This is a genomic window from Acetoanaerobium noterae (assembly GCF_900168025.1).
GTDB lineage: Bacteria > Bacillota > Clostridia > Peptostreptococcales > Filifactoraceae > Acetoanaerobium > Acetoanaerobium noterae.
The window spans coordinates 435,755-454,299 of the sequence record NZ_FUYN01000003.1; the positions used below are offsets into that span (position 1 = coordinate 435,755).

At 34.5% G+C, this 18,545-nt stretch carries 16 protein-coding genes; 1 reads left to right on the top strand and 15 read right to left on the bottom strand.

Annotated elements, in window-relative coordinates; all coding sequences use genetic code 11:
• Position 1 precedes the first annotated feature (1 nt).
• The 12 genes from B5X47_RS08180 to B5X47_RS08235 all read right to left on the bottom strand — a co-directional run bounded on the left by B5X47_RS08180 (position 2) and on the right by B5X47_RS08235 (position 14,095).
• Positions 2-1,282 carry a M18 family aminopeptidase gene (locus B5X47_RS08180; RefSeq protein WP_013360775.1) on the bottom strand — a complete coding sequence of 427 codons (1,281 nt, stop codon included), beginning with the start codon at positions 1,280-1,282 and terminating at the stop codon, positions 2-4.
• A 31-nt stretch (positions 1,283-1,313) separates the two neighbouring features.
• The gene (gene pcrA, locus B5X47_RS08185) at positions 1,314-3,476 is read right to left on the bottom strand and encodes a DNA helicase PcrA (RefSeq protein ID WP_079589661.1); all 2,163 of its coding nucleotides are present in this window, start codon (positions 3,474-3,476) and stop codon (positions 1,314-1,316) included.
• Between the two features lie 12 nt (positions 3,477-3,488).
• The gene (locus tag B5X47_RS08190) at positions 3,489-4,283 is read right to left on the bottom strand and encodes a nitroreductase family protein (protein WP_079589662.1); all 795 of its coding nucleotides are present in this window, start codon (positions 4,281-4,283) and stop codon (positions 3,489-3,491) included.
• 97 nt (positions 4,284-4,380) lie between these two features.
• Positions 4,381-5,244 (bottom strand): patatin-like phospholipase family protein, encoded by an 864-nt coding sequence (locus B5X47_RS08195; protein WP_079589663.1) that lies wholly within the window; start codon positions 5,242-5,244, stop codon positions 4,381-4,383.
• A 101-nt stretch (positions 5,245-5,345) separates the two neighbouring features.
• Positions 5,346-6,443, bottom strand: coding sequence for an SLC13 family permease (locus B5X47_RS08200; protein WP_159446441.1), 1,098 nt, complete (start codon positions 6,441-6,443; stop codon positions 5,346-5,348).
• A gap of 238 nt (positions 6,444-6,681) precedes the next feature.
• Positions 6,682-8,016, bottom strand: a complete 1,335-nt coding sequence (locus B5X47_RS08205) for a CCA tRNA nucleotidyltransferase (protein ID WP_079589665.1) — start codon at positions 8,014-8,016, stop codon at positions 6,682-6,684.
• A 14-nt stretch (positions 8,017-8,030) separates the two neighbouring features.
• Complete coding sequence (locus tag B5X47_RS08210) at positions 8,031-8,984, bottom strand: calcium/sodium antiporter (protein ID WP_079589666.1); 954 nt, start codon at positions 8,982-8,984, stop codon at positions 8,031-8,033.
• 21 nt (positions 8,985-9,005) lie between these two features.
• Positions 9,006-9,659 (bottom strand): DUF3786 domain-containing protein, encoded by a 654-nt coding sequence (locus B5X47_RS08215; RefSeq protein ID WP_079589667.1) that lies wholly within the window; start codon positions 9,657-9,659, stop codon positions 9,006-9,008.
• Positions 9,660-9,676: 17 nt separating this feature from the next.
• Entirely contained in the window at positions 9,677-10,633 is a 957-nt protein-coding gene (locus B5X47_RS08220) for an ROK family protein (RefSeq protein WP_079589668.1), read from the bottom strand.
• 1 nt (position 10,634) lies between these two features.
• Positions 10,635-11,573, bottom strand: coding sequence for an HPr(Ser) kinase/phosphatase (hprK, locus tag B5X47_RS08225; protein ID WP_079589736.1), 939 nt, complete (start codon positions 11,571-11,573; stop codon positions 10,635-10,637).
• Positions 11,569-13,368, bottom strand: coding sequence for an excinuclease ABC subunit UvrC (uvrC, locus tag B5X47_RS08230; RefSeq protein WP_278278431.1), 1,800 nt, complete (start codon positions 13,366-13,368; stop codon positions 11,569-11,571). Before uvrC ends, hprK begins: the two co-directional genes overlap by 5 nt.
• Before the next feature lie 31 nt (positions 13,369-13,399).
• Positions 13,400-14,095, bottom strand: coding sequence for a DUF554 domain-containing protein (locus tag B5X47_RS08235; RefSeq protein WP_079589670.1), 696 nt, complete (start codon positions 14,093-14,095; stop codon positions 13,400-13,402).
• Positions 14,096-14,232: 137 nt separating this feature from the next.
• Between B5X47_RS08235 and B5X47_RS08240 the strand changes: the two genes are divergently transcribed.
• Positions 14,233-14,505 (top strand): DUF1294 domain-containing protein, encoded by a 273-nt coding sequence (locus B5X47_RS08240; protein WP_330395754.1) that lies wholly within the window; start codon positions 14,233-14,235, stop codon positions 14,503-14,505.
• Between the two features lie 58 nt (positions 14,506-14,563).
• Here the strand turns inward: B5X47_RS08240 and B5X47_RS08245 are convergent, their stop codons facing one another.
• The 3 genes from B5X47_RS08245 to B5X47_RS08255 all read right to left on the bottom strand — a co-directional run bounded on the left by B5X47_RS08245 (position 14,564) and on the right by B5X47_RS08255 (position 18,452).
• Positions 14,564-15,739 (bottom strand): sugar ABC transporter permease, encoded by a 1,176-nt coding sequence (locus B5X47_RS08245; RefSeq protein ID WP_079589672.1) that lies wholly within the window; start codon positions 15,737-15,739, stop codon positions 14,564-14,566.
• 10 nt (positions 15,740-15,749) lie between these two features.
• The gene (locus B5X47_RS08250; protein ID WP_079589673.1) at positions 15,750-17,270 is read right to left on the bottom strand and encodes a sugar ABC transporter ATP-binding protein; all 1,521 of its coding nucleotides are present in this window, start codon (positions 17,268-17,270) and stop codon (positions 15,750-15,752) included.
• Positions 17,271-17,360: 90 nt separating this feature from the next.
• Positions 17,361-18,452, bottom strand: a complete 1,092-nt coding sequence (locus tag B5X47_RS08255; RefSeq protein WP_079589674.1) for a sugar ABC transporter substrate-binding protein — start codon at positions 18,450-18,452, stop codon at positions 17,361-17,363.
• Positions 18,453-18,545 lie beyond the last annotated feature (93 nt).

Below are 18,545 nucleotides of genomic sequence, written 5' to 3' on the forward strand. Positions count from 1 at the left end.
TCTACACCGTAAAGAACTTATAGAATATCTTTGTTAGGTAATATTGATCATCTGAACCGCACAATTCTCTTATAGAGTGCATAGAAAGCATTGGATTTCCGATATCTATAGATTTAATTGAAAGATGTGAAGAAGATATCGGTCCTATAGTTGATCCTCCTACTTGGTCAGACGGATTTACAAAGGTCTGGTATGGCGCTGAGGCTTCCTCGCAAAGATTTTTAAATACAGCAGAAGAATAACCATCTGTTGTATATCTTTTGTTTGCACTGAGCTTTATAACAGGTCCAGCATTAAGCTTAGGTCTATTAGTAGGATCATGTTTTTCAGGAGAATTCGGGTGAACTGCATGAGCCATATCTGCTGATATCATAAATGATTTATCTATGTTTATCATATGCTCTTCCTTATTTAACCCAAGAGCTAAATCAATTCTCTCTAGAGCATCTGCAAGGATAGTTGAATCTGCTCCTAATCTGCTCATGCTTCCTACTTCTTCATTATCAAAGCTCACTACCATCTTAATTCCTGTTCCTTTTTCAGCTTCTATTAGAGCTTTTAATGAAGCATGAAGCATAGAAAGGTTATCTATTCTAGGTGCTGATATAAATTCATCATTAAATCCAACAAATGAGCTTGGTTGAGGATCATAAACATATAGCTCATAATCCAGGATTCCTTGTTTTTCAATAGACAGGTACTCAGCGATTTTATGAATCAAATGATCCTCACCTATAAAGTCTCCACTAAGAGAAACTAGAGGAAGCATGTCCTTTTGTTTATTAAGCTCAATTCCTTTATTTACATCTCTATTTAAGTGGATAGCTAGATTTGGGATAATTGCTACAGGCTTTTCAAAATCTATAAGTACCTCTGTAGGCTCCATAGATTTTCCAGAGCGAAGCAGCACTCTTCCTCCTAAAGATAGAGGTCTATCCATCCATGTATTTAAAATAGGTCCACCGTAAATCTCAGTGTTTAGCTTTACATAACCGTTGTCCTTTATTACTGCTTTAGGCTTAATCATCATTGCTGGAGAGTCGGTGTGACTTCCTATTATCTGATAGCCATCTGTTTTTGTATGAACTCTAAAAGCAATCAATGCAGTTCCATACTCTATATAGTAGCCTTTGCCTTCTTTGACTTCAAATTTTTTGTTTAGGTTTAATCTTTTAAAGCCAGCTTCCTTTAATTTTTCTACAGATATTTTAACGGCATGATAAGGCGTTTTTGATGCATCCAAAAATTTCATCATATCGAGTGCTACTGCTTTTTTTTCCATAATAGTTCTCCCCTTTTGCATTTACTAAATTCTATAGCTTGCTTAGACTGATAAACGTAGTGTCAATTTGCTTTATGCCCTGTCCTTCAAATGCTATCGTGTAGACAGTGCCTGTTTTTGCAACTACCATACCTATGCCAAATTTAGGATGCTTGATTTTTGAGCCTACAGTAATATCATCCTGACCATCAAATTTAGGTTTATCATCTTGTCCTATCTTATATTTATCCTTATACCTGTCATATAAACTCTGAGGTTTCGTCTTTTCTATTTTAGCATTCTCTTCAAAAAGACTTTCATCTATTTCAGATATGAATCTAGAGGCAATAGCATGATTTCGCCTTCCATATAGAGTTCTCTCATTTGCATAGGTAATATATAAAATTTGTTTTGCCCTCGTCATACCCACATAGCAAAGTCTTCTCTCTTCTTCCAATTGATTTTCATCTAGCATAGCTCTAGATATAGGGAAAATTCCTTCCTCTACTCCAGCTAAAAATACCACTGGAAATTCCAAGCCTTTTGCACTGTGAAGGGTCATCAAGGTTACAAAATCATCCTCTTCATCTATACTGTCTAAATCAGACACTAAAGACACTGAAGATAAAAACTCTTCCAAAGTTTTTTCCTCTGAATTTTGCATAAACTCCATTACAACAGACTTAAACTCTTCTATATTTTCAATCCTTCCTCTTGCTTCATCTGTATCTTCTGCCTTTAGCTCATCCACATATCTTGTGTTGTCTATGACTTTTTGAACAAACTCAGTAAGCGGCAAAATCTCTTTCATATCCATAAATGAATTAATCATCATTACAAACTTATTTAAGGTAGTTTTTACCTTAGTGGATAAATCAAAGCCAGACAAATCATGAAGTAATCCAAACAAGCTCTCCCCAGTGACTAATGCTCTTTCTTCTAGTTTTTCTAGAGTCTTAGCTCCTATACCACGTTTTGGCACGTTTACTATTCGTTTTAAAGCCAAATCATCTAGAGGGTTTTGAACCAATCTAAGATATGCCATTATGTCTTTGATTTCTTTTCTATCGTAGAACTTCAGCGAGCCAAATATCTTATATGAAATCGAATGCTTAATAAGAGCCTCTTCAAGTGCTCTTGACTGAGCATTTGTTCTATATAAAAGAGCAAAATCTCTTAGATTTCTATCTTCTTCCTCTTGTCTTTTTTTAATTTCTCTAGCTATAAAATTAGCTTCATCTTTTTCATCATAGGCTTTATGAAGCTTGATTTTTTCGCCTTCCTTCAGCTGAGTCCAAAGTTTTTTGTTTTTTCTTCCTAGATTTCTTTTTATTACGCTGTTTGCTCCATCTAAAATCACTTCAGTAGAACGATAATTTTGCTCTAGCTTGACTACAAAAGCATCCTTATAATCCTTTTCAAAATCTAGAATGTTTGCTATGTCTGCGCCTCTCCATCCGTAAATAGACTGGTCATCGTCTCCTACTACGCATAGATTTTTATGCATCTCACTTAGAAGGTTTATAAGCACATACTGAGCATGATTGGTATCCTGATACTCATCGACCATGACATATTGAAATTTTCTTTGGTAAAAATCTCTCACAAACTCATCAGTTTTTAAAAGCTCTACTGTTTTAAAAATAAGATCATCAAAATCTAGTGCATTATTTGATTTTAGTTTTCTTTGATATAAGTCATAAACTTTAGAAATCTTTGATAATCTAAAATCATTAAAATATCTAGCCTCGAATGCCTTTGGGTTAAGTAGCTTATCTTTAGCCCCAGAAATTGCAGAGAGGACACTGCTTGGTTTAAAGCTGTCCTCTCTTAGGCCGCATTCCTTTATACACTCTTTAATTAAGCTTAGCTGATCCTGAGTATCATAGATTACAAAGGATCTATTGTAGCCTATTCGTTCTATATCTCTTCTTAATATCCTAACGCAAAGAGAGTGAAAAGTGCTAATCCACATATCCTTGGCTCTATCTCCAATTAATGAATTAACCCTTTCCCTCATCTCTTTTGCGGCTTTATTTGTAAATGTGATAGCCAGCAAAGAATAAGGTGATATTTTTAAATCCTCTATCATATGAGCTATCCTATACGTTATTACTCTAGTCTTACCTGAGCCCGCACCAGCTAAAATTAGCAAAGGTCCTTCGACTCTTGTAACCGCTGATAGCTGGTCTTTATTTAAGCCCGTCAAATCCATAATTGCCTCCAGTTATATATTATATACCGCTCTAATTTCATAGCTCTCTGGAATATTAAACTCTCCACTTGCTTCAGCAGTCTGAAGTGATAATCCCTTGTCTACACAAGCTTTTTCAAAATAGAATTTAATAATTCCTGTATCCAAATCTGTATCTGCGCTTGAATCCTTCTCAACCGCAAGAATAACATGTTTTTTTAGAATTAAGAACTTCCATGGCTGTTTATTTCCCCATGATGGAGCAAATCTAGTTAAATAAAAGACTTGATCTAAGCCTCTTGCTTCTAAATCTTCCCATTCAGGAGTATTGCCCCACTCATCCATATATGTTATTTCTATTGCTCCTTGTCTAAATGCTTTTTCTTGAATATCTTTTTTGAAGATACCTGCATAACGGTAGCCTATAGCTAAAAATCCGCAAAGTGAACGTGCTGCATCTATACCTAAATCAGCTTTAATCTCATCTGTATTAGGAATAGTTATCCAGCAGCTTCCAAGACCTTCCTTATGAGCCTTGAATCTCATCATCTCCATAATATAAGCTGCATCTTCTTTAGATTTTCTTCCGTCATCGCTTAGAACAGCAATATAGTGAGGTGCACCTATGAATTTACCGAAGTATCCAGCTTTACCTTCTAATTTTTGCTTTGTTTGTTCTCCATCTTCAAATAATACTATGTCTAGTCCGTGATTTTCTAGTGCAGTATCTCCAGCAGATATTATTTCTTTTAAAAGCTCGCCCTTTACTACAGTTTCTTTATAATCTCTTGTCGATTTGATTTCTTCCATGATGTTTGAATAATTCATAACTATCCCTCCCTAATTATTAATCGCTATACCTATTATATATCAAATATGCAGTACTATACATATTTTCTGTATTGATAAAAATATAATTTTTGATTTACTTAATTTTACTCATCCAATCACTCAAATCTGCCCAGATATCATGTGCATCTTCATATCCAGTTTTATAAAAATCAGCAAGCTTCGATTTATTTCTCTCCATCCTGTCTATTTCCACTTTTCTTCTAGGTCTAATAACAAATACCTCGCCCTGCTCTTCTAAGCTTTCAATATAGTCCAAGGTTTCATTATAAACCCTATATCTACTTGAAATAGTTTCTTGTAGCTTTGGGAAATTTTTATACACTTTTTTTGAAATGAAAGCAGTATTTGATGGTTTTTTTCTATATTCCCTACCTCTGGTAAGTACAATAATATTTTTTTTATTGCCATCAGCAATAGCCTTTTTTATAGGTATAGAGTCTGCTATGCCTCCATCTAGCACTGGCTCTCCCCGAACATCTACTATTGGGGTTACAAACGGAAGACTACTTGAGGCTCTGCAGGTATCTAAAACAAACTGCTTGCTTTTATCCTTCTTTGCATCAAAGTAGAGAGCTTGTCCAGTCTTACAGCTAGTTCCTACCAAAATACATTTTTGCTCATTTTCAAAAAAAGTATCATAATCAAAAAGCTCATATTTATTTGGAATTTCATCAAATAAAAAATCCATATCCATAATAGAACGCTTAAACACAAGATTTCTCTTACTTATATATCTGGGATTCTCTATATGGTTTAGAATTGCATTTTTCCCTCTGCCTCTTTGCCTAGATACGTAAGATACTCCTTGGCAAGCTCCAGCTGATACTCCTATCACATATGGAAGATAAAAATTCTTATCCATAAAAAAGTCCAATACTCCAGCGGTATATATTCCTCTCATGCCTCCGCCTTCCAATACTAAACCTATGTCTTTCATCTAAAACACCTCTAGTCTAAAATATATATCCTACAATTCTATCACGATGATTTTTTTCTGTCCAATTTCAAGCATTAAAAAGGAGCAGATGACGCTGTGGACTAGTTAAAAATCCACAAAGTCATAATTGCTCCTACAAAAATCAACAATATTACATTGGTTAATGTAAAGTATCTAAAGTATTTTCTTTTTGGAAAAGCCTTGATATAAAGCTTCCATGATATCAAGTTAGCAAGTGATGCTATAAGAGTTCCAAATCCACCTAGCGAAACGCCTATTAGCAAAGCTTCCTTATTTAATGTAAATGGAGATAGCAATATAGCGGCCGGAACATTGCTTATGCCTTGAGACGCTATAGCAGATACCCACATAGTCTTAAGTGGCGTTTGTAGCTGTGTACTAATTATATCTACAATATTATCTAAAGCTAAAAGATTATCAACCAGCAAGAAAAATAGTACAAAGGTTCCTAACAAAAAATAATCCACATCGATAATTAATTTTTTCTTCATAATAAAAATTACTATAAAGATCATGGGTGTAATTAAATGCCAAGATAACACATGCAAAATCGATAAAATGGCAACTACCAGTAACCCTAAATATACTATTATTTCCGTTTTCGATTTAATTATAATTTTTTCTAAATCAAAATCTAGCTTGCTTTTGGAGCAAGTCATTGCTATAAGTAGCAGTCCTATCATAGATATGATTACAAATGGAGCAGTGAAAGAAAAAAACTCCAATGGCTTCATATTAAAATAATTAAATAGAAAAATATTTTGAGGGTTTCCAAATGGAGTCAAGCTACTTCCTACATTAGCAGCTATAGTTTCAAGAGCCACTAATTTATATGGATTAAACCTTCCTTTTTTCCCTATTATTATAGTTATTGGAACTAAAGTCAAAAGAGCGACATCATTTGTCATGAACATTGCAAATAAAGCGCTAAGTCCTATAAGTGCAAAAGCAAGCTTTCTTTCAGTATGGTACCTTATGCAGATTTTATTGGCTAAATAATCTAAAAACCTCTGCTCCTCAAGAGCAAGTGCAACTACCATAAGATTCCAAAGTGCAGCTAATACGCCCCAGTCTATGGCTTCTATAGTAGGTATCCTAAAAAATACTGAAACCGAAAAAACAAACAGCAAAACAATAAATACAACCTCTTCAGATAATTTGTCTATTATACTTTTCAAAATAAATAACTCCTAGCAAAATATGTTTTGATTCTTAACCTTAATGTAACAGTTAAGATTGTGTAAAATCTATTGCAGTTTGATATTAAATCTATAAAATAATACATAAGGGATGGCGTGACAGTCGCCCTAGAGGTGAACCTTGAAAGGATAGGTAGCCTCTATATAGCAAATTCTTCTTTTCAAATATACCCTTCTGTAAAACCATGAGAAAGCTAAATTCTCATGGTTTTTACTTTTACTCTAAATTAGAGTATATCTCCTTAGCATATAGCATAAGCTGATTTTTGTTATTTTTAGAGGCATCCTCACTGACTAGCTCAAGTAGCTCATTTAATATGTCTCCAATTTGCTTTCCCTTTGCTCCAATTTTCATCAAATCATATCCATCTATGTCTAAATCTTTGACTGAAAATGGAATATTTTCCTCTAAAACTTGTCTTATTTTTAATCTAAATACATCTTCCTTTACTCCCATAGTTGTACAGCTTGAATCTGCAAAGTGCAAATCAGCAAGCACGAAGATATTATTTTCACCAAAAATCCTAAGAAGCTTTTGTATCCCTTTTTTTCCTATTACATTTGCTTGTATCATATGATATCTCACAAGCTGAGATGTCAGCTCTATAATCTCATTTGAATATCTCAATCTTTTTAGCACTGATTTTGTTATCTCTTCACTGACCGAATCATGACCATAAAAATGACCTATTCCATTTTCATCTAGTGTAACTGTATCTATTTTTCCTGCATCGTGAAATAAAGCTGCAAGCCTAAGCTGAAGCCTTGGCTCTACTTTATCTAGGACGCATAAAGTATGCTCTAGAAGCTCTAAGTGATGAAAGGGATTATTCTGGTTAAAGCCTGATAGCCTTGATATTTCTGGTAGTACATAATCTAATAGCTTTGAATCAAGTAGCAATCTTATTCCTCTAGATGGCTTACTGCTCATGAATATCTTGTTTAGCTCTGCTTGAATTCTCTCTTTGCTTATATGCTCAATCCTTGAGGCATTATGCTTTATAGCCTCAAAGGTGTTTTTCTCAATATCAAAGTTTAGTACACATGCAAATCTTACAGCCCTTAACATTCTAAGAGCATCTTCACTGAATCTTTCATCTGGGCTTCCTACACATCTTATAAGCTTGTTATTTAAATCCTCTTCTCCAGAGAATAAGTCCACAAGCTTTTTAGATTGATTGTAAGCCATAGCATTTATAGTAAAATCTCTTCTTTTTAAATCTTCATCTACATTTTTTTCAAAGCTTACACTATCTGGTCTTCTACTATCTAAATACACAGATTCACTTCTAAATGTAGTAATTTCGACAGGTTTATCATTATATATTAGAGTGACAGTTCCAAAATCTATGCCTGTATCAATAGTTTTATAGCTATTGAATATTCGTTTTATCTCGGTAGGACTAGCTGATGAAGCTATATCTATGTCTTTTGGCTGCATACCTAAAAGGGAGTCTCTAAGACTCCCTCCTACTATATAGGCTTCATAGCCTGAATCCTCTATTATATTTATGATTTCCAAAGCTTCTTTAATAAGCTCATTATCTATCATATTACTTCATCCCTCTAATTTCTGATAATTATATACACCATATACGCAATATACATTGCTGTAAGTGCAAAGCCTTCTTTCTTATCGACTTCTTTTTTACTATATGCAAATACATGAGATATTACAGTAACTATAGCCAAAATAATAAAATCAAAAATTAATTTGCTTGATACAGCAATAGGGTGTATTGTAGCTGATACTCCAAGCACAAAGAATATATTAAATAATCCAGAACCTATGATATTTCCTATAGCTATATCACTCTCGCCTTTTCTAGCCGCTGTCACGGAAGTAACCAGCTCTGGAAGCGATGTTCCAACTGCCACAATAGTAAGCCCTACAAGAGTTTCACTCATTCCAACATGTAATGCAATATCCGTAGCTGATTTCACAACCATATCCCCGCCAAAAACTATTCCAACTAATCCTAAAATAGAGAAGATGATACTTTTGGAAAGTGGTAGCTTAACTATTTCTTCTACCTCATCATCAGCTTCTTTTGATAGGACTGCCATTTCTATTAGATAGAACATAAATACTCCAAATCCAAGCAGAAGTATTAGTCCGTCACCTCTTGTAAGTAAATTCGCATCGTTTCCTGCAAATAAATTATCAAGAGATAGTATTATCAGGAGTGCTACAGAATAAATTGATAGAGGATATTCCTTAATGATAGTTGTTTTTTGAACCTTAATAGGTCTAATCATAGCCGATAAACCTACTGCGACAAGCAAATTAAAGATATTCGAACCTATAATATTTCCAATCGCGATATCATTAGACCCTTTTAATGCCGCATTAATACTTACAGCTGCTTCTGGAGCACTTGTTCCAAATGCAACTATTGTGAGTCCTATTAGCAAGGTAGGCATTTTTGCAATCTTTGCTATAGATGAGGCTCCATCTACAAAGAAATCTGCCCCTTTGATAAGTATAATAAATCCAATTACTAGCAATACATAGCTCAAATTCGTCACCTCTGATAATTATTAGATGGATTTCTTTTTATATAAACCTATCCAATCTGGCATTATACCCTTATTTTTAATAATGTCAATAGCGACATCTGGAACTACCGCAAGATCCTCAGCATCAAAATAAAATTGGATGTTTTGGTCAAACAAAATATTTGCAGCAGGTGGAAATTCTTCATCCTTTTCCCATATTATAAAAGTCATATAGGTTTCGTTCATAAATGGAAATTTGTAAGCCTTATCCCCTTGCAAAACCTTAACTGCTCCTATACTCTGCATATCGCTTTCGAATTTTTCTAAATCACTTCCATAGGTTTTAGCTAATCTTTCAATTGTTCTCTTACTAAAATTTGGATAGTAAACTAGCCCACCAGGTATGTCTTTGTAGGTTACATGCTTTCCTGTAGGCTTTATCCCTTGACCATTAACTAAAAACCTTAAAAATAAAATTCTTACAGTATAAAATTCTACTTCTTTATTATTTTCATCAAAGATTTTACCAGAAGGATGCTGAACTGCATAAGGCCTTCCCATAAAATTCATGTGAATAGTTGAGTTTATTAATTTACTAAATGTATTTTTCGCCATAATCTCTGGGTTTGCCTTTGAAAATTTATCTCTTATATATTCAAATGGAACCCTTCCCTGTCTATCATCTGTATGCGACAACTCTATCCCCCCTTATATTACATATATAACCCTAGCATAGCTGCTCCTATTGCTCCAGCATCATTTCCTAGCTTAGCTTTTACAATTTTTCCCCTAGGAGCATTTTTAAATGTCAATCTTTCATCTACTTCTTTCTCAAGTTCATCTATAAATAAATCATAGGCTTTTGATACTCCTCCACCTATAACAAAAACCTCTGGATCGTATACGTTCATAAGGTTTATGATTCCTATAGAAAGATAAGTAACAAAGCGTTTAACTATAATTTTTGCCATTAAATCCTTTTCTTTATAGGCATCAAATATAAGCTTTGCTGTGATATTTTCAGGTTTAGAATCTGTCATATCTATTATTTTGCTACATGGGCTGTCTACAAATAATCTCTGAGCATATTTTATAATGGCAGTAGCCGAGCAATAAGTCTCTAGGCAACCATTGTTCCCACAATTGCAATTATAGAAATTTTCTCCTACTATGAGGTGACCTATTTCTGAAGCTATTCCATTAGTTCCACTGTATAGCTTATCATTTATGATAACCCCTCCGCCTACTCCAGTTCCTAGTGTTATCATTACAGCATTTTTTGCTCCCTTTATAGCTCCAAAATGATGCTCTGCAAGAGCGGCTACTGAAGCATCATTGGCAATAAATACTCTTGTCTTAGGAAAATGCCTATCCATTTCTGCCTTTATATCTATATCTACCCAAGAGATATTTGGAGCCATATATACCTTTGACTTTCCATCAGTAAGCCCCGGAATACCTATGCCTATAGAATTAACCATGGAAAGTGATACCTTGTTATCATCTAATAAAGTTTTTATCTGATTTGCAATCATATTTATGGTATGAACATAGCCTTTTTCTGACTCTGTAGGGATATTTTGTGCAAATACTGCTTTGTCGTTTTCATCCACCAAGGCAGTCTTTACTTCAGTTCCTCCTATATCTACACCTATATAAAATCTACTCACTTTACCCCTCCTCAGATAGTCTTTTCATCAAGTTTTCATTAAATGTCTGGGCTGCATTATAACCCATTCTTTTTAACCGATTATTTCTAGCAGCAATTTCTAAAATCACAGCCAAATTTCTTCCAGGCTTTACTGGAATAGTTATTTTTTCAACAGCTACACCTAAAATCTCTATAAATTCATCATCTAAGCCTATTCTGTCATAGTACTTGCCTTCAACCCACGGCTCTAAATGCGCAACTAAATCAATTATTTTCGTAGGTTTAACTGCGCCTATTCCATAAAGACTTTTTATATCGAGTATTCCAAGTCCTCTAATCTCCATAAAATATCTTATAGTCTCAGGAGATTTTCCTACTAGCATATCATCTTCAATTTTTTTTATCTCAACAGCGTCATCAGCAACAAGTCTATGGCTTCTTTTTATAAGCTCTAGTGCAGTTTCACTTTTGCCTACTCCGCTTTCACCTGTGATTAGTATCCCCATTCCATCTACATCAACTAAAACCCCATGCATCATAGTTTCAGGAGCTAAGAGCTCGTTTAAATAATCAAGCAGCTTATAGATGAATTTAGTAGTGCCCATAGGGGTTGTAAGTATTATTCTATTATACTTCCTTGCCGCATTAATCATAATTTCATCTGGCATTTGAGCTCTTGCTACTATCACTACAGGCAAATCATATGACATGTATTTATCCATACGCTCTTTTTTTGTTTCTTCGTCCAGTGAAAGATAGTATGAATATTCGACCTTTCCCATGACCTGTATTCTGTCATCTGGGAAATGATCATAGTACCCGTTAAGCTGCATGCCAGGTCTATTTATATCTGTAGTAGAAATATGATAATCTACTCCATCAGGTATATAGGCAACTCCAATCTTTAAATCCTCAATGATTTTCCTTATTGAAACTTTTTTAGTATCTGATTTATCAATCACTTTTTTGCCCCTTTCTAAAATGTTCAAATACTGCTTGGGCAGATTTTTTATTCATGCCTTCTACAGAGGCTAGCTCTTCCAACGTGGCATTTTTTAGACGCTCTATTGTTTTAAACTCTGAAATAAGAGCCATCTTTCTAGTCTTTCCTATGCCTGATATTTCATCAAGCTCCGATTTTTCCATCCCTTTATCTCGTAAAGATCTGTGATAGCTAATAGCAAACCTGTGAACCTCTTCCTGCACACTAGCTATAAATCTATATATCAGGCTGTGCTTTGAAAGCTCTACAGCTTGACTTTCAGTAGTAAGTCCTAGGGTTTTATGCCTCGAATCCTTATACATACCTAGCACTGGTATGCTTAGACCTTCTTCAGCTATTACCTTTTTAGCAACTGAAACCTGTCCTTTTCCACCATCCATAAGTATTAAATCAGGCAAATCAGGATGCTTTAGTCTTCTTCTTATTATTTCTTCCATTGATGCATAGTCGTTTGGTCCATCCACAGACTTAATTTTATATCTTCTGTATAGCTTTTTTGCTTTTTCTCCATTTACAAAAACTACTTGAGCTCCCACTGAGTCAACACCTTGGATATTTGATATATCAAAAGCTTCGACTCTTACTGGCATCTCATCTAGCTGAAGAAATTCCTGAAGCTCCTTCATTACTCCAACTGTTCTTTCTAGCTTTGCCATTTTAAGATTACTTTTTTGCTTTATAGCTTCAAAGGCATTCTTTCTTACTAAATCCAAAAGATGCTTTTTATCCCCTTTTTGAGGTACTGTTATTTGAACCTTCTGACCCTTTTTGCTTGAAAGCCAGTCAGACATTATTTGCATATCTTCAAAATCAGTATCTACAACAAGCTCTTTAGGAACGTAATTCACGCTCATATAAAACTGCTTTATAAATGAGCTTATTATTTCTTCTGCTTGAGAATTTCTGCTCTTGTCGAAAATAAAATTCTCTCTTCCAACTACCTTGCCGCCTCTTACGAAGAATACTTGAATACATGACAGATCCTCTTCCTTGGCTACAGCGATATAATCTTGGTCTATGGTAGAGGCTGAAACAATTTTTTGTCTTTCAAGCATGCCTTTCATACTAGATATTTTATCTCTAAGAATTGCTGCTTCTTCGAAATCCAGATTTTTTGCAGCTTGTCTCATTTTTTCTTCTAGTATGCTTATCATATCCTCGCTTTTTCCAGATAGAAAATCGATGATTTCATATATCATCTTCATATATTCAGCTTCATCTACTTTTCCAGTACAGGGTCCCACACATTTTTTGATGTAAAGGTTAAGACAAGGTCTTTCCTTTTTTTCTATAGACCTTTTAATATCTCTAGTGCAGGTTCTTATAGGATATATTTCCTTTATAACCTCCAAGGTCTCGTTTACTATAAAAGCATTTGTATACGGTCCAAAATATTTTGCCTTATCCTTTTCTACCTTTCGAACCTTTAGTACCCTAGGGAAATATTCGTTTAGAGTAACCTTTATGTACGGATAGGTTTTATCATCTCTAAGCAAAATGTTATATTGAGGCTTATATTCTTTTATTAAATTATTTTCTAATATCAGAGCTTCCATTTCCGAGTCTGTAACGATGTATTCAAACTCATCTATATGACTCACCATAGCCCTTACTTTTGCATCCATGTTTTTCTTACTCTGAAAATACTGCCTAACTCTATTTTTAAGTGAGATAGCTTTTCCCACATAGATTACTTTCTTGGTTTTATCTTTCATAAGATAAACTCCCGGCTGATGCGGGAGGTTCTTAATTAAATCCTTTAATTTATCGCTTAGCAAACTATCACATTCCTATTCCTATTTTCATAATCATTCCATAAATGAAAGGGATTAATACAGCTGGCAATATATTTGCAACCTTTATCTTAGTTGCTCCTACCATATTTAGTCCTATTCCCAAAATAAGCAAGCTTCCTACAGCAGTCATCTCAGCAACTATAGCATCTGTTAAAAGCGCTTTTATAGAGCTTGCTAATAGTGTAACTGCTCCTTGATATATAAATACGCTAACAGCTGAAAGAATAACACCTATACCCATAGTAGAGGTAAATATAATTGAGGTTATTCCGTCTAGTACAGATTTAGTAAACAAGGTCTCATGATTGCCTTCTAGTCCACTTTGCAGTGACCCAACTATAGCCATTGAGCCTACGCAAAAAAGCAAGCTTGCATTTACAAAGCCTTCTGCTATTTTAGATTCTCCATTTTTGTTTAGCTTTTTTTCAACGAAATCTCCAAGCTCTGCAAATCGTTTATCTATGTCTATAAGTTCTCCTATTATCGCTCCTATTACTAGTGAAAAAATCACAAGCAATAGATTTTGGGTGCTCATGGTTCCTGACATACCTATGTATATGATGCAAAGTCCGAGTCCCTTACTTATTGTTTCTCCCATCGATACAGGGATTCCACCTTTTAAAAAAAGCCCTATCAAGCTTCCAGCAACAATTGAAAGTGCATTTACTATAGTCCCTAGCATAAATTTTCCCCCGTATCTACCGTTTAGTATTTGTATATACAATAATATACAACAAAAATCCGAAGAAATAAACGAATCATGATATAATAGACAAAAGATTTTTATAATAAATCACTATGAAAAAGGAGATAGATTTTGTGAATTCATTATCGTTTGTTATTATTGGCTCTTGCCTTATGAGTATAGTTGGTTTCATACTTATGTATATAGATAAAAGAAGGGCAAAAAAAAATCATTGGAGAATTAAAGAAAGCACCTTATTTATAACTTCGGCGTTATTTGGAAGTCCAGGAGTTCTTCTTGGAATGTATGCATTTCGCCATAAAACAAAGCATGCTAGCTTCGTATATGGGGTACCTGCAATTTTATTTATTCAGATATTTGCTTTATATTATTTTAATATAATTTAAAAATAGCTCTGCTCTTTGTTTTCACAATATAGAGCAGGCTATTTTTTATGGAGGGGTCTTACTTACTTCTGTTTCTAGTTTTTACATCAAATATTACTGCTACTGCTAGAATAATACCTCTTATAATATACTGGTAGGATATTCCTACTCCAACCAAGTTCATACCATTTGTAAGAGAAGCCATTACGAAAGCTCCTATAATAGAACCCGTAACCTTTCCTACTCCTCCGTTTGCAGATACTCCACCTACATAGGCGGCAGCTATTGCATCTAGCTCAAATAGCGTTCCTGCTGTTGTAGTAGCTGACTGAAGCCTAGAAGTATATAATATGCCTGATAAAGCTGATAACATCCCCATGGATGCAAACACTATCATGGTGATTCGTTCTACATTAATACCGCTTAGTTTTGCTGCTTCAGCATTTCCACCTACTGCATAAACATGGCGTCCTATAATAGTTTTAGTAGTTATAAAGTGATAGATTAAAACTACTATAATAGTAATTACAACTGTCCAAGATAAGCCGTTATATCCTGCTAGTATCCATGTTACGTATCCTATAACTGCACTTATAGCAACTAGCTTCATAGTAAACATAGTGCTAGAAATCACTTCGAAATTATACTTTATCTTATCATTTCTTGTTTTTATCTCTGACCAAACATAAGCTGCAATTCCCACTATTCCTATAATAAGAGTGAGCACATGGAGATTTCCCATATTTACGAAATCTGGAATAAACCCATTTCCAATAGCATTAAACGCTTTGTTTGAAATTACTATAGTTCCTGTACCTTCAGTAACCATAAGCAGTGCACCTCTAAATACAAGCATTGCTGCAAGAGATGCAACGAAAGCTGGAATTCCCATCTTCGCAACTAAAAATCCTGTAAAGGTTCCTGTTATCGTTCCAAATACTAGAACTAAAAGTATAGTCACTGGAACAGATACATTAAATCTCATCATAAGTATTGCCGCTATAGCACCTAGAAATCCTGCCAAAAATCCAACTGACAAATCTATGTGCTTTATAACCATAACTAGAGTCATACCTACTGCAAGTACTGCTATATACCCAGTTTGATTTATAAGATTACTTATATTTCTCGAGGACATGAACAGTCCTCCTGTAGCTGCACTGAAGGTAACCATTATGATTATCAAGGCAATATACATACCATATTCTCGAATGTTTTGTTTTATTAAGCCCTTAGCTTCATTTATTAAACTCATTGCCTGCCTCCTAATTCGTGGCCATCTGCATAATTATTTCTTGATTTGCTTCCTCGCTAGATAAAACTCCTGTCATTTTACCCTCAGCCATGACATAAATTCTATCACACATTCCCAGTATCTCTGGAAGCTCTGAAGAAATCATAATAATGCTCAGACCCTTTGATATCAAATCATTTATTATGGTATATATCTCATACTTTGCTCCTACATCTATTCCTCTAGTAGGCTCATCCAGAATCAGAAGCTTAGGTGAAACAAACAGCCACTTTGCAAAGGATACCTTTTGCTGATTTCCTCCACTTAGATTCCCTACCTTTTGTTCTATGCTAGGTGCCTTAATATTCATAGAATCTTTATACCACGATGCTATTTTTACTTCTTCATTTTTGTTTATAAGACCATTTGGAGAGAATTTTTTTAAATTTGCTAGCGTTATGTTTTGCTTGATATCATCTATTAATATGAGTCCATCACCTTTTCTATCCTCTGAAACATAAGCAATTCCAGCTTTAATTGCATCGTATGGATTTCTAAGCTGAACTGCCTTACCTAAAAATTCAATCTCTCCTGATAATTTATAATTACTGATATTACCAAACACGCTATGGGCAAACTCAGTTCTTCCTGCTCCCATAAGTCCTGCTATTCCAACAACTTCGCCTTCTCTTACGTCAAAATCTATGTTTTTAAGAATGTCTCTTCCTTGTTTATAGTCAAAAGCATTCCAATTTTTCACTTCAAATATTACTTCACCGATATTATGCTCTTCTCTTTTAGGATAAATATTATCAATATCTCTTCCTACCATATTTTTAATTATAAATGGTTCACTTATAGGTTCGTCTTCATTGCTCTTTGAGCATATGGTTTTTCCATCTCTTAAAACTGTAACTGTATCAGCAATAGCAATAACCTCTTTTAATTTATGAGAAATCATAATAGAAGTTACTCCGTGAGACTTTAATTCCTTAAGTAGTGTTAGTAGATTTTCGCTATCATCTTCATTTAGCGCTGCTGTTGGTTCGTCTAGTATAAGCAATTTAACTTCCTTGCTAAGCGCCTTTGCAATTTCTATAAGCTGTCTCTTTCCCACTCCATGTTCTTTGACCTTTGATGAAGGATCGACATTTAATTTAACCTTATTTAAAAGCTCTTTAGATTTTAAAATTGTTTCATTCCAATCAATCAATCTACCTTTTTTAATTTCATGGCCTAAAAATATATTTTCATATACTGTAAGCTCTGGAACAAGTGCTAGTTCTTGGTAGATTATAGCAATGCCAGCTTTTTCGCTGTCGCTTATCCCTGAATATTTTTGAACCTGACCATTAAAAACTATATCTCCCTCATAATCACCGTGAGGATATACTCCGCTTAGTACTTTCATAAGTGTAGATTTTCCTGCTCCGTTTTCTCCTACCAAACAGTGAATCTCACCTTTTTTTACTTTAAAACTAACCTCATCCAAAGCTTTTACTCCTGGAAAGGTTTTGGATATGTTATTCATCTCCAATATATATTCACTCATGGACAATTCCTCCAAAACAAACTCTAATTAAAGCTATGAGTTTTAAGAGACTTGCAAAGGTTTAGCCCTTGCAAGCCTCTATTAATTTAATTACTCAAGCCCAGTAAATTCTTCTGCTTTATAGTATCCAGAATCAACTAGCTCAGCTTTTACATTTTCTTTATCTACAACTATAACTTCTGTTTGCTTAGCTTTTACATCTATTTTTCCATTGTTATATGATCCAGTTGTATCAGGTGTTCCTCCTGATAATAATGCAACTGCCATATCAATTGAGTCTTTAACTAAAGTACGAACATCTTTAAATACTGTCATAGATTGTTTTCCATCTATGATGTATTGAACTGAAGCTATCTCAGCATCTTGACCTGTTACAAGGTAGCTAGTTACAGCTGCGTCTGATCCAAATGCATCTGCTATAGCTCTTGCAGTTCCATCGTTTGGAGCTAGTATAAATACATCTCCCTTATCTGCATCTGCTGCTGAAGTAAGGTGAGCTTCTGCTTTGTTCTTAGCTTCGTTGAAATCCCAGTTAGTAGTGATTTGGCCGATAATTTTACCCATTTCATCTCTTGTAAGTGTTGCTTTGTCTTGAAGAGCTATAGCCTCTGAAGAGTTCTTGATTACAAAAGTTCCATCAGCGATTTTAGGCTGAAGTACGTTCCAAGCTCCTTCAAAGAATAGGAAAGCGTTATTATCTGATGCAGCTCCTGCATACAGGTAAAGTGGATGTCCAGTTCCAGTTGCATTGTCTACTAAGTATTGAGCTTGAGCTTCACCAACAGCTATAGAATCAAATGTTACATAATAATCTACAGCTTCAGTATCAGTGATTAAACGGTCATAAGATATTACATTTATTCCCTCTGCCTTAGCTGCTTCAACCGCTGCCGCTGCTGCTCCACCATCGTGAGGACAGATAATTAGAGTCTTAATACCTTTTGCAATAAGAGCATCTACATTTTCTTTTTCCTTAGCTGATGAACCTTGGCTAAATAGAATCTCTACAGAATACTCTGTATCTTTTAATGCTTCTCTAAAACGAGTTTCATCCTGAACCCATCTAGGCTCGTCTTTGGTTGGTAGAACTATTCCTACGTCAACTTGTGCACTTTGTCCAGAGCACGCAGTTAGTCCCATTAAAACTACGACAAACATAAGTAGTGCTAATACTTTTTTCATTACCCTTCCTCCTTAAATAAATCGTTTTCCTGATAAACATAAGATTTTTATCTCTTAAATTATCTCAAAATTCTAAAATTAAGTAACTATACT